Source organism: Propionivibrio pelophilus DSM 12018 (assembly GCF_059569095.1).
Genome location: NZ_JCANUT010000059.1, coordinates 1 through 23,086, shown reverse-complemented (window position 1 = coordinate 23,086; position 23,086 = coordinate 1). Strand labels below are relative to the sequence as shown.

At 63.0% G+C, this 23,086-nt stretch carries 22 protein-coding genes and 1 pseudogene; 11 read left to right on the top strand and 12 right to left on the bottom strand.

Features of this window, described 5'->3' with window-relative positions; all coding sequences use genetic code 11:
* Positions 1-200: 200 nt before the first annotated feature.
* Together BO74_RS17695 and BO74_RS17690 are read left to right on the top strand one after the other, a co-directional pair.
* Positions 201-1,214 (top strand): sugar phosphate isomerase/epimerase family protein, encoded by a 1,014-nt coding sequence (locus BO74_RS17695; RefSeq protein WP_496444171.1) that lies wholly within the window; start codon positions 201-203, stop codon positions 1,212-1,214.
* Positions 1,214-2,362 carry a Gfo/Idh/MocA family protein gene (locus BO74_RS17690; RefSeq protein WP_496444169.1) on the top strand — a complete coding sequence of 383 codons (1,149 nt, stop codon included), beginning with the start codon at positions 1,214-1,216 and terminating at the stop codon, positions 2,360-2,362. The genes BO74_RS17695 and BO74_RS17690 overlap by 1 nt, the downstream gene beginning before the upstream one ends.
* A gap of 33 nt (positions 2,363-2,395) precedes the next feature.
* Here BO74_RS17690 and BO74_RS17685 read toward each other — a convergent pair whose 3' ends face one another.
* The 8 genes from BO74_RS17685 to rsxA form a co-directional block, all read right to left on the bottom strand.
* Positions 2,396-2,662: a hypothetical protein gene (locus tag BO74_RS17685; protein WP_496444167.1), complete on the bottom strand. Its 267-nt coding sequence runs from the start codon at positions 2,660-2,662 to the stop codon at positions 2,396-2,398.
* Between the two features lie 72 nt (positions 2,663-2,734).
* Positions 2,735-3,016 carry an RnfH family protein gene (locus BO74_RS17680; protein ID WP_496444165.1) on the bottom strand — a complete coding sequence of 94 codons (282 nt, stop codon included), beginning with the start codon at positions 3,014-3,016 and terminating at the stop codon, positions 2,735-2,737.
* A gap of 10 nt (positions 3,017-3,026) precedes the next feature.
* Entirely contained in the window at positions 3,027-3,722 is a 696-nt protein-coding gene (locus BO74_RS17675) for an electron transport complex subunit E (RefSeq protein ID WP_496444163.1), read from the bottom strand.
* Complete coding sequence (rsxG, locus tag BO74_RS17670; RefSeq protein WP_496444161.1) at positions 3,719-4,345, bottom strand: electron transport complex subunit RsxG; 627 nt, start codon at positions 4,343-4,345, stop codon at positions 3,719-3,721. Before rsxG ends, BO74_RS17675 begins: the two co-directional genes overlap by 4 nt.
* Positions 4,342-5,442 (bottom strand): RnfABCDGE type electron transport complex subunit D, encoded by a 1,101-nt coding sequence (locus BO74_RS17665; RefSeq protein WP_496444159.1) that lies wholly within the window; start codon positions 5,440-5,442, stop codon positions 4,342-4,344. Before BO74_RS17665 ends, rsxG begins: the two co-directional genes overlap by 4 nt.
* Before the next feature lie 175 nt (positions 5,443-5,617).
* The gene (gene rsxC / locus BO74_RS17660; RefSeq protein WP_496444157.1) at positions 5,618-7,138 is read right to left on the bottom strand and encodes an electron transport complex subunit RsxC; all 1,521 of its coding nucleotides are present in this window, start codon (positions 7,136-7,138) and stop codon (positions 5,618-5,620) included.
* A gap of 10 nt (positions 7,139-7,148) precedes the next feature.
* Complete coding sequence (locus BO74_RS17655) at positions 7,149-7,682, bottom strand: RnfABCDGE type electron transport complex subunit B (protein WP_496444155.1); 534 nt, start codon at positions 7,680-7,682, stop codon at positions 7,149-7,151.
* Positions 7,683-7,691: 9 nt separating this feature from the next.
* The gene (rsxA, locus tag BO74_RS17650; protein WP_496444153.1) at positions 7,692-8,273 is read right to left on the bottom strand and encodes an electron transport complex subunit RsxA; all 582 of its coding nucleotides are present in this window, start codon (positions 8,271-8,273) and stop codon (positions 7,692-7,694) included.
* Between the two features lie 256 nt (positions 8,274-8,529).
* Between rsxA and nifL the strand changes: the two genes are divergently transcribed.
* From nifL to BO74_RS17620, 6 genes are all read left to right on the top strand, one after another.
* Positions 8,530-10,068: a nitrogen fixation negative regulator NifL gene (gene nifL, locus BO74_RS17645; protein ID WP_496444151.1), complete on the top strand. Its 1,539-nt coding sequence runs from the start codon at positions 8,530-8,532 to the stop codon at positions 10,066-10,068.
* Positions 10,061-11,632: a nif-specific transcriptional activator NifA gene (nifA, locus tag BO74_RS17640; RefSeq protein ID WP_496444149.1), complete on the top strand. Its 1,572-nt coding sequence runs from the start codon at positions 10,061-10,063 to the stop codon at positions 11,630-11,632. Before nifL ends, nifA begins: the two co-directional genes overlap by 8 nt.
* A gap of 8 nt (positions 11,633-11,640) precedes the next feature.
* A complete protein-coding gene (locus BO74_RS17635; RefSeq protein WP_496444147.1) occupies positions 11,641-11,880 on the top strand; it encodes a DUF1289 domain-containing protein in 240 nt (79 codons plus the stop codon).
* 48 nt (positions 11,881-11,928) lie between these two features.
* On the top strand, positions 11,929-13,008 hold the full coding sequence (locus tag BO74_RS17630) for a BMP family ABC transporter substrate-binding protein (protein ID WP_496444145.1): 1,080 nt from the start codon (positions 11,929-11,931) through the stop codon (positions 13,006-13,008).
* Positions 13,009-13,326: 318 nt separating this feature from the next.
* A complete protein-coding gene (gene gpt, locus BO74_RS17625; RefSeq protein WP_496444143.1) occupies positions 13,327-13,839 on the top strand; it encodes a xanthine phosphoribosyltransferase in 513 nt (170 codons plus the stop codon).
* A 25-nt stretch (positions 13,840-13,864) separates the two neighbouring features.
* A complete protein-coding gene (locus BO74_RS17620; RefSeq protein WP_496444141.1) occupies positions 13,865-14,680 on the top strand; it encodes a sulfite exporter TauE/SafE family protein in 816 nt (271 codons plus the stop codon).
* A 239-nt stretch (positions 14,681-14,919) separates the two neighbouring features.
* On the opposite strand, the gene BO74_RS17615 is transcribed toward BO74_RS17620, so the two are convergent.
* From BO74_RS17615 to BO74_RS17600, 4 genes are all read right to left on the bottom strand, one after another.
* Positions 14,920-17,469: an EAL domain-containing protein gene (locus tag BO74_RS17615; protein WP_496444139.1), complete on the bottom strand. Its 2,550-nt coding sequence runs from the start codon at positions 17,467-17,469 to the stop codon at positions 14,920-14,922.
* Between the two features lie 243 nt (positions 17,470-17,712).
* Positions 17,713-18,501: a DUF3750 domain-containing protein gene (locus BO74_RS17610; protein WP_496444137.1), complete on the bottom strand. Its 789-nt coding sequence runs from the start codon at positions 18,499-18,501 to the stop codon at positions 17,713-17,715.
* A gap of 110 nt (positions 18,502-18,611) precedes the next feature.
* On the bottom strand, positions 18,612-19,856 hold the full coding sequence (locus BO74_RS17605; protein ID WP_496444135.1) for a nucleoside recognition domain-containing protein: 1,245 nt from the start codon (positions 19,854-19,856) through the stop codon (positions 18,612-18,614).
* A 147-nt stretch (positions 19,857-20,003) separates the two neighbouring features.
* Positions 20,004-20,771, bottom strand: coding sequence for an SDR family oxidoreductase (locus BO74_RS17600; protein WP_496444133.1), 768 nt, complete (start codon positions 20,769-20,771; stop codon positions 20,004-20,006).
* Positions 20,772-20,921: 150 nt separating this feature from the next.
* Between BO74_RS17600 and BO74_RS17595 the strand changes: the two genes are divergently transcribed.
* From BO74_RS17595 to BO74_RS17585, 3 genes and pseudogenes are all read left to right on the top strand, one after another.
* Positions 20,922-21,821 carry a LysR family transcriptional regulator gene (locus BO74_RS17595; protein ID WP_496444131.1) on the top strand — a complete coding sequence of 300 codons (900 nt, stop codon included), beginning with the start codon at positions 20,922-20,924 and terminating at the stop codon, positions 21,819-21,821.
* A gap of 35 nt (positions 21,822-21,856) precedes the next feature.
* Entirely contained in the window at positions 21,857-22,723 is an 867-nt protein-coding gene (gene aroE, locus BO74_RS17590) for a shikimate dehydrogenase (protein ID WP_496444129.1), read from the top strand.
* Positions 22,724-22,850: 127 nt separating this feature from the next.
* A pseudogene (locus BO74_RS17585) lies at positions 22,851-23,086 on the top strand (IS110 family transposase); the annotation flags it as partial.

The following is a 23,086-nucleotide window of genomic DNA, read 5'->3' as shown; positions in this document are numbered from 1 at the left end:
GCTTCGTTCCACACACAGGTCGGATATACGGTCGCAGTCGCACCCATTTGCCCTATCTCAACTCGCTCTTGCAAAACGGGAGGAGTCCATATACGGAATCCAGAGCGCACCACAAGACTCCAGGTTAAAACCGGGATGACGGTTGCCGATAGCTCATTTGATTCATCGTTGCAACGACCACACCTTGGCGTGAGGACAGCATGGTTCGACCAATCACACTTTTTACCGGCCAGTGGGCGGACCTGCCGCTCGCCGAACTCGCTCCGCTCGCCAGGTCGATGGGCTATGACGGGCTGGAACTTGCCTGCTGGGGCGACCATTTCGATATCCAGGCCGCCTTGGCTTCCGACAGCTACGTCCGAGACAAGCGCGCGCTGCTCGAAAAGCACGGCCTGCAATGCTTCGCGCTCGGCTGCCATCTGGTCGGCCAGGCGGTTTGCGACCTGATCGACGAACGCCACCAGAGCATCGTCCCGGCGCACGTCTGGGGCGATGGCGATCCGGAAGGCGTGCGCCAGCGTGCCGCGCAGGAGATGAAGGATTGCGCGCGCGCCGCCGCGAGGTTCGGCGTGAAGACCGTTACCGGCTTCACCGGCTCGTCGATCTGGCACTCGATCTACGCGTTCCCGCCGACCTCGCAAGCGTATTGGGACAAGGGCTTCGCCGACTTCGCCGCGCGCTGGACGCCGATTCTCGATGCCTTCGATGCCGTCGATGTCGACTTCGCGCTGGAGATCCACCCGACCGAGATCGCCTTCGATCTCGCCTCGATGCTGCGCGCGCTGGAAGCCGTCAGGCAGCACAGGCGCTTCTGCGTCAATTTCGACCCGAGCCACCTGGGCTATCAGGGTGTCGATTACGTGAAGCTGCTGCGCACCTTGGGCGACCGCGTGCGCAACGTGCACATGAAGGACGCCTGGTGGGGGCGCGGCGACGGCTCGGTCGGCGTCTTCGGCGGCCACGTCAGCTTCGGCGACGCGCGCCGCTACTGGGACTTCCGCAGCGTCGGGCGCGGCCTGATCGACTTCGAGCAGATCATCGTCGCCCTCAATGACATCGGCTATCGCGGCCCGCTCTCGGTCGAGTGGGAAGACGCTCGCATGGATCGCGTGCATGGTGCGACGGAGAGCGCCGCCTTCTGCCGGCGCGTCGATTTCAAGCCGTCGGGCGTCGCCTTCGACGCGGCGTTCGAAAAGAAACTGGGAGACTCGTGATGACAAAATTGCGCTATGCGATGGTCGGCGGCGGGCAGGGGGCCTTTATCGGCAGCGTTCACCGCCGCGCGATGGCGCTCGACGGACAGATGCAACTGGTCGCTGGCGCGCTGTCGTCGCGCCCCGAAAAAGCCATTGCCTCGGGGCGCGAACTCGGCCTCGCCGACGAGCGCAATCACCCGTCCTGGCAGGCGCTGCTCGAAGATGAGCTGCGCCGCCCGGCCAGCGAGCGCATCGACTTCGTCAGCATCGTTACGCCCAACCACATGCACTATCCGGTGGCCAAGGCGTTCGCCGAGGCCGGCATCAACGTCGTCTGCGACAAGCCGCTGGTGCACACCTCGGAGCAAGCGCAGGATCTCATCGTCACGGCGGAAAAATCCGGCGTCGTCTTCGCCGTTACCTACAACTACACCGGCTACCCGCTGGTGCGGCAGGCACGGCACATGGTCGCCAGCGGCCAGCTTGGCGAGATCCGCAAGGTGATCGTCGAATACAACCAGGGCTGGATGTCGACGCGGCTCGAAGGCACCGGCAACAAGCAGGCCGACTGGCGCACCGACCCCGCTCGGAGCGGCATCGCCGGCTGCATCGGCGACATCGGCTCGCACGCCGAGAACCTGGTGGCAACGATCACCGGGCTGGAAATCGAATCGCTGTGCGCCGACCTGACCGCCTTCGTGCCCGGCCGCAAGCTCGACGACGATGGCAACATCCTGATGCGCTACACGAACGGCGCGCGTGGCGTGCTCATTTCCTCGCAGATCGAGGTCGGTTGCGAGAACGACCTGCGCATCCGCGTTTTCGGCACCCAGGGCTCTCTGGCCTGGCATCAGGAAGAGCCCAACCGCCTGCTCTACTCGACGCTCGACGCGCCACCACAAATCTTCACGCGCAATGGCCCCGGGCTTTGCGACGCCGCAATCAAGGCTTCGCGCCTGCCCGCCGGACACCCGGAGGCCTTCTTCGAAGCCTTTGCCAATATCTACGTCGGCGCCGGGGAAGCGATTTGCGCGCGCAAGGAAAATCGCGTTCTGGCGCCGCTTGAAGGCGACTTTCCAAGGCTGATTGATGGCGCCCGTGGCGTGTGCTTCATCGAGAAAACGGTCGAATCGGCGCATTCAAGTATCAAGTGGGTTGCCTGCTGAGCCGCGGGCCTCGCGTTTAGGAACCGCCGAAGGCTAACGGGCGATCCGTTGAGCCAGAGCGCGCAACTCGTTGCGGACATCGTCGTCCACAATTTCAGTTTGCAGGCGCTCGTCCAGTTCCCGAAGGAACGACGGGGAGGCCCGCCCCGACGCGGCGATACGCAGGTCCGTTATCAGTGCGTCGATCACGTGCCAATCAGTCTCGGTGATTGAGCAGTCCGGTGACGACTTCATGCGGGCCCAGCCGTCGATGTCGCCATCGAAGCGTTCGTAAGCAAGCAGTGATTCGAGCGTGAGCATGGGAATGATGTCGACCGGTCGCTCCACACTATAGTGAAAACCCCGGAGACGGGGTGTCGACGTGGCCGGGGCTCAATCGTCCTCGCCGCCGCCCACGCCGTCCCGCCGCGGCACCGTCTGCGGGTCGCAGATGATCGGGCGGTAAATTTCCACGCGGTCGCCGGGGCGGAGCGCGGTCTGCGGTTTGACGACCTTGCCGAAGACGCCGATCTTCTGCGCGTTCAGATCGATGTGCGGGAACATCTTGAGGATGCCGGAGCGTTCGATGGCGTCCAGCGCCGTCGATTCCTCCGGCACCTCGATGGTCATCCAGATTTGCTGGCTGTGTTCGGAGTAGGCGACACCGATCTGCATGGCATTCTCCTTAATGGCAACCCGAAGCGTTTTCAGTACCGCTCAGCGTGAGCGCCGATGGCGATTTGTCCTTGGCGACCACGCGTTGCTCGTACAGCCGCTTGGCAGCGAGCAGCAGGCCGAGCACGAGGAAGCCGGCGGGCGGCAGGACCATCATCAGCACGCCGCCGTAGTCGGGGATCACCGTCATCTCGAGGAAGGCGAAGTTGGGGCCGAGCAACAGGCTGGCCTGGCTGAACAGCGTGCCCATGCCGATCAGCTCACGCACCAGCCCGATCACGGTCAGCGCGACGGTGAAGCCGAGTCCCATGCAAATTCCGTCGAGCGCCGAGGCGAGGACGGTCGAGCGCGAGGCGAACGATTCGGCACGCCCGAGCACGGCGCAGTTGACCACGATCAGGGCGATGAACAGGCCGAGTACGCGGTAGAGGTCGTGCATCCAGGCGTTGAGACTCATGTCCACCAGGGTGACCAGCGTGGCGATGACCACGATGTAGATCGGAATGCGTACCTGTGGCGAGACGAAATCGCGGATGGTCGACACGAGAATGTTCGCGCCGACGAGCACCACCGTGGTGGCCAGGCCCATGCCGAGACCGTTGGTGCCGCTGGTTGTGACCGCCATGGCGGGGCACATGCCGAGCAATTGGGAAAAGACGATGTTCTGGTCCCACAGCCCGTTCTTGACGATTTCGCGGGTGTTCATTTGGCTTCTCCCGGTTTCAGGATTTCGTCGCGGTGTGCGGCGAAAAATTCCAGTCCCTGCTCGACCGCCTTGACGGTGGCGCGGGGGGTGATCGTCGCGCCGGCGAACTGGTCGAAGACGCCCCCGTCCTTCTTGACGCCCCATTTCTCCACGGAAGGAGAGGAGAGCGATTTGCCGGTGAAATCCTCGACCCACTTGGTTTTCGCGGCTTCGATCTTGTCGCCGAGGCCCGGCGTCTCCTGATGCTTGATGACGCGCGCACCGAGCAGCGTGCCCTGCGTGTCGACGCCAATCAGCACGACGATGTCGCCGGCGTAACCGCGCGCCGCAGTCTGGAATACGGCGCCGTTCACCTCATTTCCCTTGCGCGAGAGATAGATCGTGAGCGATTTTCCGTCCGTGCCGGCAAGTTGCAGTGTGTCCTTGAGCAGGTTGTTGTCGCCGTAGCCGGCGGGCAGCACCTCGCTCAGCGAGTTTTGCAGGTCGCGCTCTTCCGCCGCGACGATCGCCGAATGGGTCGCCTGGTTTCCGATGACCAGCGCCGCACAGGTGACGAGCGCGATGGCGCCAAGGGACAGCGGCTGATAGAAGAGCTGGTCACGCCATTGTGCAACGATGCTCATGATTTTGCCCCTTCGGTTTTGGCCTTTTCGATGGCCGGGTCGAGAGGTGAGCCCCGCCAGTTGCGACCAAGAATGCGCGGCTTGATGTAGCGGTCGATGACGGGCGTCAGCGCGTTCATGATCAGCACCGCGAAGGCGACGCCTTCCGGGTAGCCGCCCCAGGTGCGGATCACATAGGTCAGGAAGCCGCAGCCGAAGCCGAAGACAAGTTGTCCCTGCTTGGTATTCGGCGACGTGACGTAATCCGTGGCGATGTAGAAGGCGCCGAGCATCGCGCCGCCGGAGAGCAGGTGCGACGCCGCGTCGAGGTAGCGCGCCGGATTGATCGCGTGGCCGATCAGCGCCGGGACGACGATGCCGGCGAGCATGGCCACCGGGATGTGCCAGGTAATGATCCGGGTGAAAAGAAGGACGAGCCCACCCGCGGCGATCAGCAGTGAGGCCGTTTCGCCGAGGCTGCCGGCGCGGGCGCCGCTGAGCGGAATGCCGGGCGCGCCGCCCATCAGTGCGTGCAGCAGATCGGTGCCGCGCGACAGTTCGGTCTTGACGAAGCCGAGCAGCGAAGCGCTGGCGACGGCGTCGAGTTTCGGCAGGCTGCCGAGGAAGATCAGCAGGCTGTCATGGATTCCGGGGGCCGAGGCCGCGGTGATCGGCATCGGTGCGACCCAGGCCGTCATGTGCACCGGGAAGGAAATCAGCAGGAAGACACGGGCGACCATCGCCGGGTTGAACAGGTTGAACCCGAGTCCGCCGAACACCTGCTTGGCCAGCATCGTGGCGAATAGCCCGCCGACGGCGCCGATCCACCAGGGCGCCCAGGGCGGCAGGGAGAGCGCGAGCAACCAGCCGGTGACCAGCGCCGAGCCGTCGAACAGGGTGGGCAGGGCAGGACGCGCGGCCAGCTTGAGGCAGGCGGCCTCGCCGAGCAGCGCGGCGAGCACCGTGACGGTCCACAGAAAGACCGCCGGCCAGCCGTAAAGCCAGAAGCCGAATGCGGTGGTCGGTACGAGTGTGCCGAGCAGCGTCAGCATGATGCGCGAGACGCTGTTGGCGGACACGCTGTGGGGGGCGGTCGGGGGGGCGAGGTGGGGGGTCATGGTCTTGCCTCGTTGGGGGCACGTAAGTCTGCTTTTCGCGCTGGCTCGCCGTGGTGCTCCGTCATCCCGGCGAAGGCCGGGGTCCAGCCGGTGCTCCGAGAACCTGGATTCCGGCCTGCGCCGGAATGACGAGGAGGCTCGTGCGCGGCCTGTGCTCGGCAAGTACCGTGGAGATTCATTCCACCACCTCCGTCGCCGCGTTTTCCGCCGCGGCCTTTGCCGCCGCCTCGGCACGTTTCGCCGCTTCGCGTTCGGCCTTGCGTTTGGCCGCCGCCTCGGCTTTTTCCTTGGCTTCGCGTTCCAGGCGCAAGGCGCGTTCGGCGGCGAGTTTCTTGGTCGCTTCCATGCGCAGCTGGCTGCGATCCTGTGCCCACAACTCGCCCTTGGCATGCGAGAAGTACTGCACCAGCGGGATGTGCGAGGGGCAGATGTACGCGCAGCAGCCGCAGGAGATGCAGTCGGAAAGCCCGAGCGACGCGGCGGCCTGCAGATCGCCGGCACGCACGTTGGCGGCCATCTCCAGCGGCAACAGGCCGATCGGGCAGGCCTGAACGCAGGTGCCGCAGCGGATGCAGGGGCCGGCTTCGGGAATGGCGATCTCGTCGTCGTTGAATGCGAGGATGCCGGCCGTACCCTTGACGATCGGGACGTTGGCATGCGGCAGCACGGCGCCCATCATCGGACCGCCCATGACGAGGCGCGCGGGCTCGCTCTTCAGTCCGGCGAACGCAAGAAGATTGCTGGCCAGCGTGCCGATCGGGGCCAGGATGTTGCCCGGCTGCCAGACGGCGCCGCCGTTGATCGTCACGATGCGCTGGATCAGGGGTTCGCCGAGGCGCACGGCGCGATGCACGGCGTTGGCCGTGCTGACGTTGTTCACGATCACGCCGACGTCCGCTGCCCGGCAGTCGGAGGGGACTTCCTTGCCAGTCAGCGTCTCGATCAGCTGGCGGTCGGAACCCATCGGGTAGCGCGCCGGCACCGGGCGAATCTTGACCTCGGGGAAACGGGCAGCGGCGCGGCGCATCGCGGCGATGGCTTCGGGCTTGTTGTCCTCGATGCCGACCAGCGCTTCTCTTGCGCCGGTGCAGTGGAGCATCAGGCGCACGCCGTCGATCACGTCGGCGGCCTTGTCGCGCATGACGCGGTCGTCGCACGACAGATACGGTTCGCATTCGCCGCCGTTGACGATCAGCGTGGTGATTTCGCTGCGCTTGCCGAGCGCCAGCTTGACCGACGAGGGGAAGGTCGCGCCGCCGAGGCCGACGACGCCGGCGTCGGCGATCAGCTTGGTGACCTCGGTCGGTGAGAGGGCGAACGGATCGGCCGGAACATCGACCTCGACGGCTGTATCCAGTCCGTCCGTTTCGATGGTGATCGCCTCGAACGGCAGCCCCGACGGATGTGGTGCGGTGATCTCGCCGATAGCGAGGATCTTGCCGGATGTCGGCGCATGGATCGGGGCGGAAATCCGTCCCCGCGGCTCGGCAATCAGCTGCCCCTTGAGAACGTTCTGTCCGACCAGTACCAGCGGCCGGGCAGGCTGGCCGACGTGTTGCACCAGTGGTACATAAAGCCGGGCGGGCAGGGGGAGTATCCGCAGCGGCGCATCCGCCGCCGGCCGCTTGTGGTCGTCCGGATGAACACCCCAGCGCGGCGCCTTCAGATTGTGCAGGAATCGTTCGATCAGTCCCATGATGGTTTCCTCAAGCGGCGGCCTCGGCGGGCTTCGGCCAGACCCAGTGCTGCAGGGTGACCGGGATCGGCTGCATGATCGCCGCCTCGGTCGGACAGCGCTCGACGCACTTGCCGCAGCCGGTGCAGGCTTCGCGGATGACGGCGTGGATCTGCTTCGGGGCGCCGATCATGGCGTCGGTGGGGCAGATCTTCAGGCAGCGGCAGCAGCCGATGCAGATTTCTTCCTTGATGACGGCGATCTTCGGTCCTTCGTCAGAAACCCCATCGAGGTCGATCGAGACGCCCAGCCTGGCCGCGATCGCCGTGGCCAGCCCCTTGCCACCGGGGGGGCAGACGGTTGGCGTGGCGGAACCTTCGGCGATTGCCTTGGCTGCCGCGGCGCAGCCGGCCATGCCGCACTGTCCGCAGTTCGATCCCGGCATCAACGCCTCGATTTCATCGGCCAGCGGATCGCCTTCGACCGCGAACTTCCGCGCGGCGACGCCGAGGCCGAGGCCGAGTACAGCGCCAAGAACGGTCAGGCTGGCAATGGCGGCGAACATCATCGTCTCCTATTTGAAATTCAGTCCGGAAAAGCCCATGAACGCCAGCGACATCAAGCTGGCGAGGACAAAAGCGATCGGTGCACCGGTGAAGACGGACGGCACGCGGGCCAGTGCCAGGCGTTCGCGCATGCCTGCGAACATGACCATGGCCAGGGTGAAGCCGGCGGCCGAGCCGAAGTCATAGACGAGCGTGGTGACGAAGCTGTGTTTTTCCTGGTTGTTGATCAGCACCAGGCCGAGCACCGCGCAGTTGGTGGCGATCAGCGGCAGGTAGATGCCGAGCGTCTGGTAGAGCGCCGGCGCCATCTTGTGGATGACCATCTCGGTGAATTGCACCACCGCGGCGATGACCAGGATGAAGGTGATGATGCGCAGGTAGCCGAGGCCGAGCGGCGCCAGCAGCCAGTGTTCGATGTTCCAGCAGACCGAGGCGGCGAGAAGCATCACGAAGGTGGTGGCCATGCCCATCCCCAGCGCGCTGTCGATGCGTTTCGACACACCCATGAACGGGCACAGGCCGAGAAATTTCACCAGCACCACGTTATTCACGAGGGCGGTGGTGATCAGCAGGAAGAAATAGTCGCTCATGGGCAATTGTGCGATTCGTTGGCGTGTGCCCTACCGCTATCACGATTCGTGCCATGCGCTTTCCGGCAGGCTCCGCAATCGTGCAAGGGGGCGAAAATGCGCACCGTTAAGGGGTTTTTCGCGGCGGCTGCAGCAACGGTTGCGATGTCGCAAGTCCTACACATTGCGTGAAATGCGACATCTGCCGCGGTTTTCGGCGTGTGTCGGTTTTCTGGTACGGAATTTGCGATGAGTTCCCCGACTTGGGAGAATTCATGTGACTAACGACATCCGCTCCGGCGGGGACCATGCTGCGGCCGCCGCGATCGTTCCCGCCGTATTCCAGCAAGCCGTCGAGCAGGCGGACATTGCCATCTCGATCACCGACGCCGCGGCCAACATCCTCTACGTCAATCCGGCGTTTTCGCGCGTGACCGGCTACGCGGCGGATGAACTCGTCGGAGCCAACCAGTCGCTGCTGTCGAACAAATCGACGCCGGATGAGATCTATCAGGCGATGTGGGCGGCGATCACAGCCGGGCGCCCGTGGAGCGGGCGGCTGGTCAATCGGCGCAAGGATGGCAGCAAATATCTCGCTGACCTGCTGATCACACCGGTGGCCGACGCGGCCGGGATGATCACCAACTATCTCGGCATCCAGCGCGATGTCACCGAAATGCACCGGCTCGAATGCGAGCTCGGCGACCAGAAGGCGCTGATCGAGTCTGTCGTCGATTCGGCTCCGGTGGTTCTCGCGTTGCTCGACAGCACCTTCCGCGTGGTGCTCGACAACCACGAGTACAAGAAGCTGATGAGCGACCTGCGTGCCGTCGAACCGGCGACCGTCATCCTCGATGCCGTGCGCGGCAATCTGAACGCGCCGCTCGCCGCGCCGCGTGTCGGCCGTTATGCCTTCCACGATCACGAAATCCGTTTCGACTCGCGTCAGGGAACGCGCTGGTTCTCATGCTCCGGCCTCTGGGTCGAGCGCAAGGACGGCAAGGCCGAGAGCTTCTTCGACCGCCGGGACGAGGTCTTCCTGCTGCTGGTGGCCAAGGAAACCACGCGCCAGCGTACCGAGCAGGAAAAAACCCGGCTGGCACTGCTGCAGGCGACGATGGCCGAGGAGTCGCGCGTCGATGCCCTGCGCGAGACGCTGTCGGCCGCTGTCTTCAAGATCGAGGGGCCGATCAACATCATGGCCTCGGTGCTGGCCACGCTGGAGCGTCGAGGTGGTTCGCCGGCCGGTTCGGCGTTGTCCGGCGCGCTCTACGCCGGGCGCGACGCCATCGACAGCCTGCGCAGCGCGATTCCCGAGCATTCGTCGGAGTCGCGCACCGCGGTCAATATCAACGAAGTGATGCGCGACGTCCTCGACCTGACGACGACGCGCATGCTGGCAACGGGTGTGACGGTGCAATGGCAGCCGCAGTCGGTGCTGCCGTCGCTCAACGCCTTCCCCAACCGGATGCGTACGATGTTCAAGGCGATCGTCGACAACGCGATCGAGGCAATGAACACCAAGGGCTGGCGCGAACGCGAACTGCGGGTGATCACGCGCGGCCACACTGACCGTGTCGAAGTGGTGATCGAGGATACCGGGCCGGGCATTCCGCCGAACCTGCGCTACAAGGTCTTCGAGCCGTTCTTCTCGACGCGCATGGGCGGCGGCAGGCACCTGGGCACCGGGCTGTCATCGGCGCAGCAGATCGCCGCCGATCACGACGGCGTGATCGAGATCGACTCGACCGAGTGCAAGGGCTGTCGCGTGCTGGTCGTCCTGCCGGTGAGTCGCAAGGGGTCGGCGCATGAGTGAAATCAACTTTTCCGGCCTGACCGCGTTGCGCCGGATCGAGTTGGAAACGCTGTACCGCGTCGGCGAGATCCTTTCCCGCTCGCTCGACTTCCGGCATACCTCGCGAGAAATCCTGCGCGCGCTCGACGAGCAGGCCGGGATGAGCCGCAGCATGGTGTCTGTACTCGACCCGGAAACCGGTGATCTGGTGGTGAATGCCATCAACGGCAGCGAGGAACCGGGCCACGAGACGGTGCGCTACCAGGCGGGCGAGGGCCTGCTCGGGCTGATTCTCGAAGAGAAGCGCAACGTGGCGCTGAGCCGCCTCGGCGACGAACCGCGCTTCCTCAACCGGCTCGGCCTCTACGACCGTCGCCTGCCGTTCATCGCTGCGCCGATCAGCCTCGGTGGCAACCTGCACGGCGTGCTGGCGGTACAGCCGAACACGCCCGACGACGGCCTGCTCGAAGAGCGCACTCGCTTCGTCGAAATGGTCGCCAGCCTGATCGGGCAGAGCGTCCGCCTGTCGCTGTCCGTCGAGGAGGAAAAGCAGAAGATCACCGACGAGCGCGACAGCCTGCGGCGGACGGTGCGCCACCAGTACGGCTTTGACAACATCGTCGGACGGTCGGCGCCGATGCGCCGGGTGTTCGATCAGGTGCGCATGGTCTCCAAGTGGAACACCACGGTGCTGCTGCGTGGAGAGACAGGCACCGGCAAGGAACTGATCGCCAACGCCATCCACTACCATTCGCCGCGTTCCAACGGCGCCTACGTGCGGCTCAACTGTGCGTCGTTGCCGGAGAACCTGCTCGAATCGGAACTGTTCGGGCACGAGAAGGGCGCCTTTACCGGCGCCGTCGCCGCGCGGCGCGGGCGCTTCGAATCGGCCGACGGCGGCACCATCTTTCTCGACGAGATCGGCGAAATCTCACCGGCCTTCCAGGCCAAGCTGCTGCGCGTGCTGCAGGAAGGGGAGCTGGAACGCGTCGGCGGCACGCGCACGCTGAAGGTCGACGTGCGCGTCATTGCCGCTACGCACCGCGATCTGGAGGCGGCGGTCGACGCCGGCGAGTTCCGCGAGGACCTTTACTACCGCCTCAACGTCATGCCGATCGTGCTGCCGGCGTTGCGTGACCGCCTGGAGGATGTTCCCGACCTGGCGAATTTCCTCGTCGGGAAGGTCGGCGAACTGCAGGGGCGACGGTTATCGCTGACCGACGGCGCCATCCGCCGCCTCTCGCAATACCCGTGGCCGGGCAACGTGCGCGAGCTGGAGAACTGTCTCGAACGCGCCGCGGTGATGTCCGAATCCGGTACCATCGACGCCGATCTGATCCTGATCGACCGCTTTCGCGAGGCGGGCGCCGTGGCCGCAGTTGCGCCACCCTCGCCGCATGTGCCGGCCGAGCTGCCGTTGTCGACCCACACCGCGGAGAGCGATCTCGACGAGCGATCACGGGTGATCGCCGCGCTGGAGCAGGCCGGCTGGGTGCAGGCCCGTGCGGCGCGCATCCTCGGCATGACCCCACGGCAGATCGCCTACCGCATCCTGACCCTGAACATCGAAGTGAAGAAAATCTAGGACGTGCCATGAGTGAAGAAGACGAACCGCAATACATCTGCCTCAACTACTGCATGGTCGATCAGGAAACCGGCTACTGCCTGACCTGCGGCCGGCCGCCGCTGCCGCCGCCGAGCCTTGATTTCTCGCAGACGAGCTTCGCCGGCATCTCGCTGACCAGCAAGCCGGTGTCCGTCGCTCCCGCATCCGAGTCGCCGGAAAACGCTGCGTCGACCGATCAACCGATTCACGGTGACTCCGGCAACTGATAGAGTGCACCGGTTTTTTCCCCAACCTTTCTTTCTGGAGAATCGAGCATGTTGCTGTCCCGCTTCAAGAGCCTGACAACCGTCGCGGTCGTGGCGCTGTCCTGCCTGTCCGCCGCTCACGCCGCCGACCCGCTGAAGGCCGGTTTCGTCTACATCGGCCCGACCGGCGATCACGGCTGGACCTACTCCCACGACCAGGGCCGCAAGAAGATGGAAGCGGAGTCCGGCGGCAAGGTCACGTCCAGCTTCGTCGAGAACGTCCCGGAAACGGCTGATGCCGAGCGCGTTTTCCGCGATATGGCGCAGAAGGGCCACAAGGTCATCTTCGGTACCTCGTTCGGCTACATGAACCAGATGGTCAAGGTCGCCAAGGCCTTCCCGAACACCACCTTCATGCACGCCACCGGCTACAAGACGGCCAAGAACCTGGGCGTCTACGACGTGCGTACCTATGAAGGCTCGTACATGCTCGGCGTCGTTGCCGGCAAGATGAGCAAGAACAACAAGATCGGCTACGTCGGGTCGATCCCGATTCCCGAGGTGATCCGCAACATCAACGCCTTCACCATCGGCGCGCGCAGCGTCAACCCGAACATCACCACCAAGGTCATCTGGGTCAATTCCTGGTTCGATCCGGGCAAGGAACGTGAGGCGGCGCTTGCCCACATCGCCCAGGGTGCCGACGTGCTGATGCAGAACACCGACTCGCCGGCCGTGGTCCAGACCGCGCAGGAGAAGGGCGTGCTGGCCTTCGGCTGGGATTCGGACATGACCAAGTTCGGCGGCAAGGCGCACCTCGCCGCGTCGATCCTGAACTGGGACGTGATCTACAAGAAAGTGGTCGCCGACGTGCAGGCCGGTACCTGGAAGACGGGGGATATCTGGTGGGGCGTCAAGGAAGGCGCGGTCAATATCGACAACTTCGGCGCCGATGTTCCCGCTGACGTGAAGAAAGTGGCCGAAGAGCGCCGCGATGCGATCAAGGCCGACAAGCTGCATCCCTTCACCGGCCCGCTCAAGGACCAGTCGGGCAAGGAACTCCTGGCCGCCGGCAAGTCCTACACCGACGCTGAGTTGAAGAAAATGAACTTCTACGTCGAGGGCGTGGAAGGTTCGATTCCGAAGTGATTCGACCCGACAGCGAACGCGGCCTCCGGGCCGCGTTCTGCTTTTGGCTGCGCATGCGTGTCGTGAGTTGTTCCTCCCCCTTCAAGGACTACCGTATGCCGCCACTTGTTTGTCATTCCGGCGCAGGCCGGAATCCAGGTTTTCGGAGTACAAACTGGATCCCGGCCTGCGCCGGGATGACGGAGCTCTCGCGATGTGTGCATACGGTAGCCATTGAAGGGGAGGGAAAACAATGCTTTATTGCCCAGCGTTCTGCTTTTGGGGTCGTCGCACCGCGTCTATAATGCCCGCCTTCCGTTCTCTCCAAAGGAATTCACCATGGAATCCACGTTCATCAGCCCGTATCGCGACGATATCGTGATCTCCTGGCCCGAACTGCATCGGGATACGCGTGTCCTCTGTCATGCGCTGATGGACAAGGGGCCGTTCAAGGGCATCATCGCCATCGCCCGCGGTGGGCTGATTCCCGCCGCGCTGGTCGCGCGCGAACTGGAAATCCGCCTGCTCGACACCATTTGCGCTTCCAGTTACGACGAGTCTGCCGAGAACAGCGAAGGGGCGCAGATCATGCGTTCCGAAGTGAAGATTCTCAAGGGCGTCGACCACGACGGCGAGGGTTACCTGCTGATCGACGACCTCGTCGATACCGGCAACACCGCCCGCGTCATCCGCAAACTGCTGCCCAAGGCCTATTTCGCCACCCTTTACGCCAAGCCGATGGGCCGCGAAATCGTCGATCTCTGCGTCAAGGAATTCACCCAGGACAAGTGGGTCTATTTCCCGTGGGATATCGACTACAAGTTCGTTCCGCCGCTGAAGAAGAACAGATAATCTCAATCTCCTGCCGGTACCCCCGATGCCCGACTCAGCAACGCTGCTTTCCTATGCGCCGCAGGCGCTCATCCTTGTCGCGGCCGTCGCTGCCGGTTTTGTAAACGCCATTGCCGGCGGGGGTACCTTCTTCACCTATCCGGCGTTTATCCTCGGCGGTGTGCCGCCGGCGCTGGCCAGCGCGTCGAACAACGTCGGCCTGTGGCTCGGCAACGGCATGGCGGCGCTGGCCTACCGGCGCGAACTCTATGCGATGCGCAAGCATCTCCTGTTTCTCTCGCTGGTGACCGTGATCGGCAGCGGCCTCGGGGCGAGCTTGATCCTGTGGGTCGGCAACGCCGGTTTCTCCCGCCTGCTGCCGCCGCTGGTGCTGTTTGCCACGTTGTTATTCACCTACGCCGAGCGGGTGCGCGAGTGGTTGTTGCGCAAGGCCGAGCAGGCTCATATTGGCGAGCCGCGTCCCGGCGGTTCGCTGCGCGCCGCCCTGGGACTCGGCGTGGTGACCGTGTACGGCGGTTTTTTCGGCGGTGGCGTCAACTTGATGGTGATGGCTTCCCTGAGCCTGATGGGCTACAAGAACGTCCAGTACAGCAACGCGATCAAGAATTTCCTGGCGGTGATGATCATCGCCAGCGTCTTCGTCGTCTTCCTTATCCAGGGCGGTATCGCCTGGCCACAAACCATCGTCTGCGCCTTCGGGGCGATCACCGGCGGCTTCATCGGCGGCAGCGTCGCGAAACGGATGCCGGTCGCCTGGCTGCGCGGTGTGGTGATCGCCGTCGGCGTTGTGCTGACCGTGGCCTACACCTGGCTGTACTGGATCAAGCCGTTCCTCGCGTGAATCCCGGCCAGGTCGTCGCCCCGGCGAACGCCGTGGCCAAGTTTGTTCGTCCTTTGGGTATCCGGATCGTTGCGGGGAGGGAGCGTCTGAACGAGCTGAAACGCGTTGCTATCCAACTCGCCTTCCAAGGTGGATAGATCGATTCACGAGGGAGGTGGAGATCGACCCACCCCGGCCGTACAGTCTGTCGAGGTGTCTGCGCTCGATCGGCATCCGGTTCATCCGTGCCCAACATTCATTCACTTCGCTTCAATCACGCTTTTTGTGTACGCCTCGAATTCCTCGAGCGGCAAGGGGCGGCTGAACAAGTACCCTTGATAGGTGTGGCAACCAAGGTTCGCGAGTAAAGCTCTCTGCGCCTCGGTCTCCACCCCCTCCGCGATAACCGCCAGCCCCAGGCTCTCGGCAAGAAGGACGATCATTTTTGCAATCGCGGCATCATTCGGATCAGTCAGGATGTCTCTGACGAAACTCTGGTCGATTTTCAGCTGATCGAGCGGTAAACGCTTCAGATACGAAAGTGACGAATAGCCTGTGCCAAAGTCATCCAGTGAAAACCCCACCCCTTGCGCTTTCAAGGTGTTCATCTTGCCGATGGTTTTCTCAACATTGTTTACCAGCAAACTCTCCGTCAATTCCAGTTTGAGATGACCGGGGTCTGCTCCGCTGCGTTCAAGCGCCATTAGCACCTGATCGACAAAATCTTCATGGTTTAATTGGTGTGCGCTGATATTCACCGACACCGTGAGGTGGGACATTTCGGACTGCTTGGCCCAGTCTGCCAATTGCCGGCAGGCGGTTTCCAATACCCATTGCCCCACCGGACGTACGAGTCCCGTCTCTTCGAGTACGGAAATGAACTCGCCAGGGGAGACCAGTCCATGCTCGGGGTGACGCCAGCGTAGCAGGGTCTCCGCGCCCGTTACCTGCCCACCCTGTATCTGAGCCTGATAGTGGACCACAAATTGTTTGTCCTGAATGGCATGATGGAGATCGTTCTCCAGAGACGCACGTTTCTGAACGTCGTGTGCCATCTCTGGATCAAAGAATCGCAGGGTGTTACGCCCGGCGTCCTTGGCCTTGTACATGGCCAGATCGGCTTGTTTCACTAGGGTGTCGATGTCGGTCTGCTGGCCTAGAAAGACGCTGGCACCAATGCTCATCGAAATGCGGTAAGTCGCCTCTTTGAGTTCGAAGGTCTTGTTAAGTGCAGCACCAATTTTTCCTCCGATCATTTCGACCCGGGAGGCTGCCTCGCCCAAGCTTTCGCTCAGGTTCACCAGCATCACGACAAATTCATCGCCCCCGAGTCGGGCCACCGTATCTTCCTCACGCACACATTCGATCAGGCGCTGTGCGACCTGCTTCAGCAGGAGATCCCCAAAGTCATGGCCGAGGGTGTCGTTGAGGGTCTTGAAGTAGTCAAGATCGATGAGCAGCAATGCGCCGTAATTGCCGGTTCGCTGGCTGGAAGCCATGGCCTGTTTGATGCGATCTTGCAGGAGTGTCCGGTTGGGCAGGCCGGTCAACTGGTCAAAAAAGGCCAATTGGGCGATTTTTCTTTCGGCCTGCTTGCGATCGGTGATGTCGCGAGCAAGAGAAATGAAGTGCGGATCCTTTCCTTCTTCGACTTTCTTTCTCGCCGTTGACAGCTCAAACCAACGTTGGGAGCCGGCGAGTTCGAGCACATATTGCTTGCCGATCGACACTCCTTTCACCATGGCCTCACGTATGGCCTCCTGGTAAACGGCCAGAACGCCAGTCGGGACGACCTCGTGAAGTCGCCTGCCCAGAAAAGCCTCAGGCGGCGCTGCCAGAAGGTCTGTCGAATGGGAGTGATAACTCAGGATGCAGCCGTCCGCCCTGGTTTCAAACAACAAGTCCGGCAGCGCGTTCAGGATGGCATTTACCTGAGCTTTCTCGGCCTCGAGGTGGTAGGTCTTGATTTTGATTTGCCGGCGCAGAAAAGTGGCGATGACGATGACAGAGCATAGCGCGGCAAGCAAAACGCCGAGTGCTTGCCAGACATAGGGTGGGAGCCCCGTTGTCGGCGTTGCGCCGTGCCATTTCTTCAGGATCTGGACGTATTCCGAGTTCTCGCTGGTCTTCCATGCATCCAGTTGTCGATCTATTGCCGATAAAAGATCAGGATGGCGTCCCTTGTTCGTCACGAAATAGAGCTGGGTTGGCAAAAATACGATGGGCGTTTCTACCAACTGGTGGAGCAAAGCGTTCCATTCGCCAAACTGGTTATTCGTGATAACCGCATCTGCAGCTCCGGTGGTTACGAGGTCGAATGCCTCATCGTAGGTCCGGGCGCGAATCAGCACGACCTTGATTCCGAATCCTTCAGCCATCTCCTTGAAAAAATCGGCCTGGATGCTTCCGTCAAGAACGGCTATGCGCTTGCCGTCGAGGTTCGGCACGGAAGAAATTGAAATCCCTTTGCGACTGAATACTTGGGACCAGCTATGCAGAGCCGGCGTCTTGTGAAAGTCGAAAAATTTCTCACGTTGCGGGGTGTAGGCCACATCCGGCATCAAGTCGATTTTTCCGTCTTGGAGCGCATCCAGACACTCCTGCCAGGTACAGGACACGTAGTTGAGAGCCCAATCGTTCTTTGCGGCGGTGCGCTGAAGGAGGTCAATCAAGATGCCCGCGGGCTTGCCCTTGGCATCGTGGAAAATCTTCGGCTCGTTGGAGTAGACGCCAACACGCACCTCTCGCGCGTGGGCCATGCCGAAAAAGGCGAATAGTGCGAGACAAGAAAGTAGCTGCGTGGTCTTCAAAAACGGTCTCCTCATCATGGCAACCTGGATTCTTCAGCGAACATCCGTCGTGAAGGTCAGGGCAACAGTCGATGCAGGATCGGCGGGTATTGGCTGATTGTACGCGCGTGACATGCTCGCCGAAAGCAAACGCGCTACGTCCTCGATACGGCAGGTTCCTCCGGCGCATTGCCGCCCGAGTCAACACAGCGATCAGGCCAGTGATCAGGCCAGGATCACGAACCTGCAATAAACGCTGCTGCTTCAGTGCGGCGCGTCGTTCCCCTCGACCGTCGCATCGTCCATCCCCAGCCGGCCAATGAACGGCAGGCGCAGGCCGGGGCTGTTGAAGTCGATGCCGAAATTCAGGCCGAGGATGTTGGCCTCGATGCCTTCCTGCAAGCCGATGCTCATTCCCAGCAGCCCGAAAAACGAAAGCTGCACGCCGCTTCCCGTCGGCGACAGCCCAGCGGGCTGGCTGATCGGCCGGTAGTCCTTGCCGATCGCGTTGGCCGGCAGGTCGAGTTTCAGCGCCGGCACCTCGCGCCCGATGTGGGCGAGGAAGGTGTTGCTGTTCGGCCCCGGATAGCTGCGGTAGGTGTTCGCATACGGATAGCTGCGGATGGCTGCCTCGATCGCGCCGATCATTGCTTCGGCGCTCTCGCCGCGATGATCGACCCGCAACGTCGGCATCGCCCCGTACCACAGGCCGTCCGGCACTGCGTAGTTGCGCTGGACGACGTTCGGGCGGCGCCAGCCGATCACGTCGTAGCGCGTGTAGGCGATTTCCCCGCGGCGCTTGAAGATGATCCACGGATGCTCGGCAAACAGCCCTCGCCAGCCGACCGTCGCCGCCGAATACACCTGGACGATGGCAGTATCCGCGTTTGCCTTGGGGTCCGGGGCGATTCCCGCCGAGTGGCGCGGCGCCGTCCGCCAACTACGGCTGCCCGGTTCGCGCTCGGCCAGCGAGGCGCCGGCGACGCTGAGGCCGAAGGAGAGGGCGAGCAGCAGCGCGAGGGTGCGTGCGATGTTCCTTGCTGGTTGTTTCATGGTTGCGGAGTCTGGTTTCGTTGTTCGCTCATGACGAGTGCGATGCCGCGCCGGCAGGCAAGTTCAATTGGCTTGGTCGGAGAATGTTGGAAAATGTTTCAGCCGCCGCGTCAATGGTAGAACCAGTACGCCACGGCAATTGCCCCGACCAGACCGACCGCGTCGGCGATCAGACCGCAGGCCAGCGCGTAGCGGGTCCTGCTGATATTGACACTCCCGAAATACACCGCCAGCACGTACAGCGTCGTTTCGGTCGAGCCCTGGATGATCGCCGCCAGCTTGCCCTGGAATGAGTCGACGCCGTAGGTGGTCATCACGTCGACCATCAGACCGCGCGCACCGCTGCCGCTCAAGGTCTTCATCAGGCCGACGGGTAGCGCCGGGACGAAATCGGCGTTCAGCCCGAGCGCGACGACGGCTGTCCGGATCGCCTCGATCACGTAGGCCATGCAGCCGGTGGAGCGGAAGACGGAGATCGCCACCAGCATGGCGACCAGGTAGGGGATGATCTGCACGGCGACGCCGAAACCTTCCTTGGCGCCCTCGACGAACGCCTCGTAGGCGTTGATCCGCCGCCAGGCGGCGACGGCGATGAACAGCACGACGATCGAGACGATCAGTCCGCTGCCGAGCAGGGAAATCGTCTGCGTCATCTGCTCCGGCGGCAGGTTGCCGAGCCAGGCGTAGAGCCCGCCCATCAGCGCGAGAAACGCGGCGAAGAAGCCGATTACCGCACGGTTGAGCAGATTGACGCGCTGCCAGAGAGCGACGGCGATCAGGCCGGCGCTGAACGAGATGAAGGTGCCGAGCAGCGTCGGCAGGAAGATGTCCGCTGCGTTGAAGCCGACCAGCCCCTGTTTGACGGCGAGACTCTGGCGGATGGCGATCACCGAAGTCGGGATCAGCGTGATGCCGGCGGTGTTGAGCACCAGGAACATGATCATCGGGTTCGATGCGGTGTCCGGCTTGGGATTGATCTCCTGCAGCTCGCGCATCGCCTTGAGGCCCAGCGGCGTTGCGGCGTTGTCCAGCCCGAGCAGGTTGGCGGAAAAATTCATCACGATGCTGCCGCCCGCCGGATGGCCGGGCGGAATGTCCGGGAAGATGCGCCGGAAGAACGGACTCAGCGCCCGACCGAACAACTGGATGAGGCCGCCGCGTTCGCCGATCTTCATGAGTCCCAGCCACAGGCTCATGACGCCGGTGAGTCCGAGCGAGATTTCGAAACCGGTCTTGGCCGTGTCGAACAGACCAGTGAGAACCCGCGAGAAGATGTCTACATCGCCTTGTAGCGCCTGGAGCAGGGCAGCGACGAAGCCGACGAGGAAGAAACCAGTCCAGATGAGGTTGAGCACGGCGCGGCGCCTGAAGGTGAGCGACGGCCGACAGTCTAGCGGGGGGCGCCGGGGTTGTCATCGCTGACAGAAAGAAACGCGGCCGCCGGAATTCCAGGCGGCCGCGTGCTTACAGTGCCGGTTGCAGGCGCTGGATGTGGCGAGAAATCAAACGCAAGCGGTCATGCCGCCGTCGACGTAGAGAATCTGGCCGTTGACGAAGCTCGACGCATCGGAAGCCAGGAAGATGGCCGCGCCATTGAGTTCTTCGACCTGTCCCCAGCGGCCGGCCGGGGTGCGCTTGCAGAGCCAGTCGGAAAACTCCTGGTTCTCGACGAGCGCCTTGTTCATCTCCGTGGCGAAATAGCCGGGCGCCAGTCCGTTGGCCTGGATGCCGTATTTCGCCCAGTCGGCGCACATGCCCTTGGTCAGATTGGCGACAGCCCCCTTGGAGGCGGTGTAAGGCGCAATCGTCGGACGGCCGAGCTGGCTCTGTACCGAGCAGATGTTGATGATCTTGCCGCGGCGGCGCGGAATCATGTGGCGGGCAACGGCCTGGGAGACGTAGAAGACGCTGCTCACGTTGTTGGCCAGGATCGCTTCCCAGTTCTCGACAGGGAAGTCCTCCAGTGGCGCGCGGCGCTGGATGCCGGCGTTGTTGATCAGGATGTCGATGGCACCATGTTCCCGCTCGATGCGGTCAACGGCCTCGATGACGCTATTTTGCTGGGTGACGTCGAATGCCGCGCCTTCCGCAGCGAAACCGTCGGCACGCATCTTCTCGGCGGCGGCGGCGACGCGCTGCGGATCGCGACCGTTGAGAACGATGGTGGCGCCCGAACGGGCCAGGCCGTAGGCCAGGGCAAGTCCGATGCCCTGCGTCGAACCGGTGATCAAGGCGCGGCGGCCATTCAGCTGAAAAATTCCTTCTTGCATTTCGATAACCTGATAAAAAGTAATGATCGATAAAAATCGCGGTAAGCATTTATATATCCGGGTGTTCGAGCCGATCCAATACCAATTTATGATTTTGTTATCAGGGATATTGATAAACTGACTGCGTCCTTGGCTGCGTGTGGGAAAAGCATGGAACTTCGCTTGTTACGGTCTTTTGTCGTCCTTGCCGAGGAACTGCATTTCGGTCGGGCGGCGGAACGTCTGTGCATCGTCCAGCCGGCGCTGAGCATGCAGATCCGGACGCTTGAGGATGAGTTGGGCGTGGTGCTTTTCGACCGTGATCGCCACCGCGTCGAACTCAGTGCGGCGGGACGCGTCTTCCTGCCCGAGGCGCAGGCCACGCTGGATCAGGCGCGACATGCGGTGCAGCGGGTCAGGGCCGCTGAAGCGGGTGAGATCGGGGTGATCCGGCTGGGGTTCGTTTCCTCGGTGCTCCCGGCCTATCTCCCCCGCCTGATTCGTGCGCTGCGGGCACGCCATCCCGGCATCCGGCTCGAGCTCAAGGACATGCCGACCCCGGACCAGCTGGGCGCACTCAAGGCGAACCTGATCGACTTCGGGTTTGTCAGGTTGCCGGTGGACGACAAGCGCGTTACGACGCAAACCGTCCTGGAAGAGCCGTACCTTGTGGTGTTGCCAGCGGGGCATGCGCTTTGTGCCCTCTCCGAAGTAACGCCCCCGGACCTCGCTGCGCACCCGGTATTTTTCCTTGCTCGCCGCTTTGCCCCAGGCTATTACGACGAATTCATGCTGGCGATGCGCTTTTGCGGTGCACCGCTGGCGGTTATCCAGGAGCTTGGGGAATTCACGACGATGCTGGCTCTTGTCGCTGCCGGGATGGGCATCGGGGTGGTTCCGCAGCTGGCCATGGCGGCGAAGCCGGAGAACGTGGAGACGCGCCCGCTTCGACTGCCCGAGTGCCTCTCACGTGTCGGTGCGGCGTGGACGGATCTGGATACGCCGATTAAACGGGTTTTCTCCGGATTCCTGGGGCGAACGGATGCTGACCTGCCGGGCAACTGTGATTAGTATTCGGGAAACTGTTCGCTGATAAAGGGGATGGAATGAAAGAGCAGACGAGTTATCGCAAGGAACTGACCGGCGTTTTCGGCTATCCGGTCGATGAAAACCCGACCGTGGTGATGATCGAGGCCGGCTTTGCCGCGCTGAATCTGCCGTGGCGCTATCTCAACCTGAAAGTACCGCCCGAGGATCTGCCGGCCGCGGTCAATGGCCTGCGCGCCATGGGCTTTCGCGGCATCAACCTGACCATTCCGCACAAGTGCGAGGTCATCCAGTATCTCGATGAAGTCGCCGACGACGCGCGCATCATGGGCGCCGTGAACACGGTTTACGTGAAGGACGGCCGCCTGATCGGTGTCAACACCGACGGCAAGGGCTTCCTGCGTGCGCTAACCGACGATGCGAAGCTGGACCCGGCCGGCAAGAAGTTCATGGTGCTCGGCGCCGGTGGCGCGGCGCGGGCGATCACCGTCGAACTGGCGCTGGCCGGCGCGGCCGAGATCGTTGTCGTCAATCGCGACGAGGCACGCGGGCAGGAACTCGTCGCCCTGCTTGGCGAGCAAACCCCGGTCAAGGCGAGCTACCAGGCATGGACCGACAATCTGCCGATTCCGGCGACGACCGACGTCCTGGTCAACGCCACATCGATCGGCCTCTACCCCGACGTGGCCGACATGCCGTCGCTCGACTACGCCACGATCCGCCCCGGCTTGGTCGTCTGCGACGTCATCCCCAACCCGCCGCAGACACGTTTTCTCGATGCCGCCAGGGAACGCGGGGCGATCACGCTCGACGGGCTCGGGATGCTCGTCTACCAGGGGGCGATCGCCTTCAAGTTGTGGACCGGGCAGGACGCGCCGGTCGACGTGATGAAGAAGGCGCTGGCCGCCGAGTTTGCAGTCGCGTAGGAGGGCGGGTTCATTGAGGGTTCGTCATTCCGGCGTAGGCCAATGGGATGGACTCCTCCCTTGCACCGGCATCGATGTGCCAGACTGGAGTTGTCACCAACCAGTCAAACGAAGGAAGGAGTCCAAGATGAACCTTACGCGCGTTGGAGTGGATTTGGCAAAGCAAGTATTTCAGGTGCATGGCGTGGATCGGCACGAAGCGGTGCAGGTCAAGCGAACGCTCTCGCGCCGGCAAGTGCGCAGCTATTTTGCCGGGCAAGCGCCCTGCCTGATTGGCATGGAAGCGTGCGCCAGCGCCCATTACTGGGCGCGCGAACTGAGCCAGTTGGGACACACGGTCAAGCTGATCCCGCCGCAGTTCGT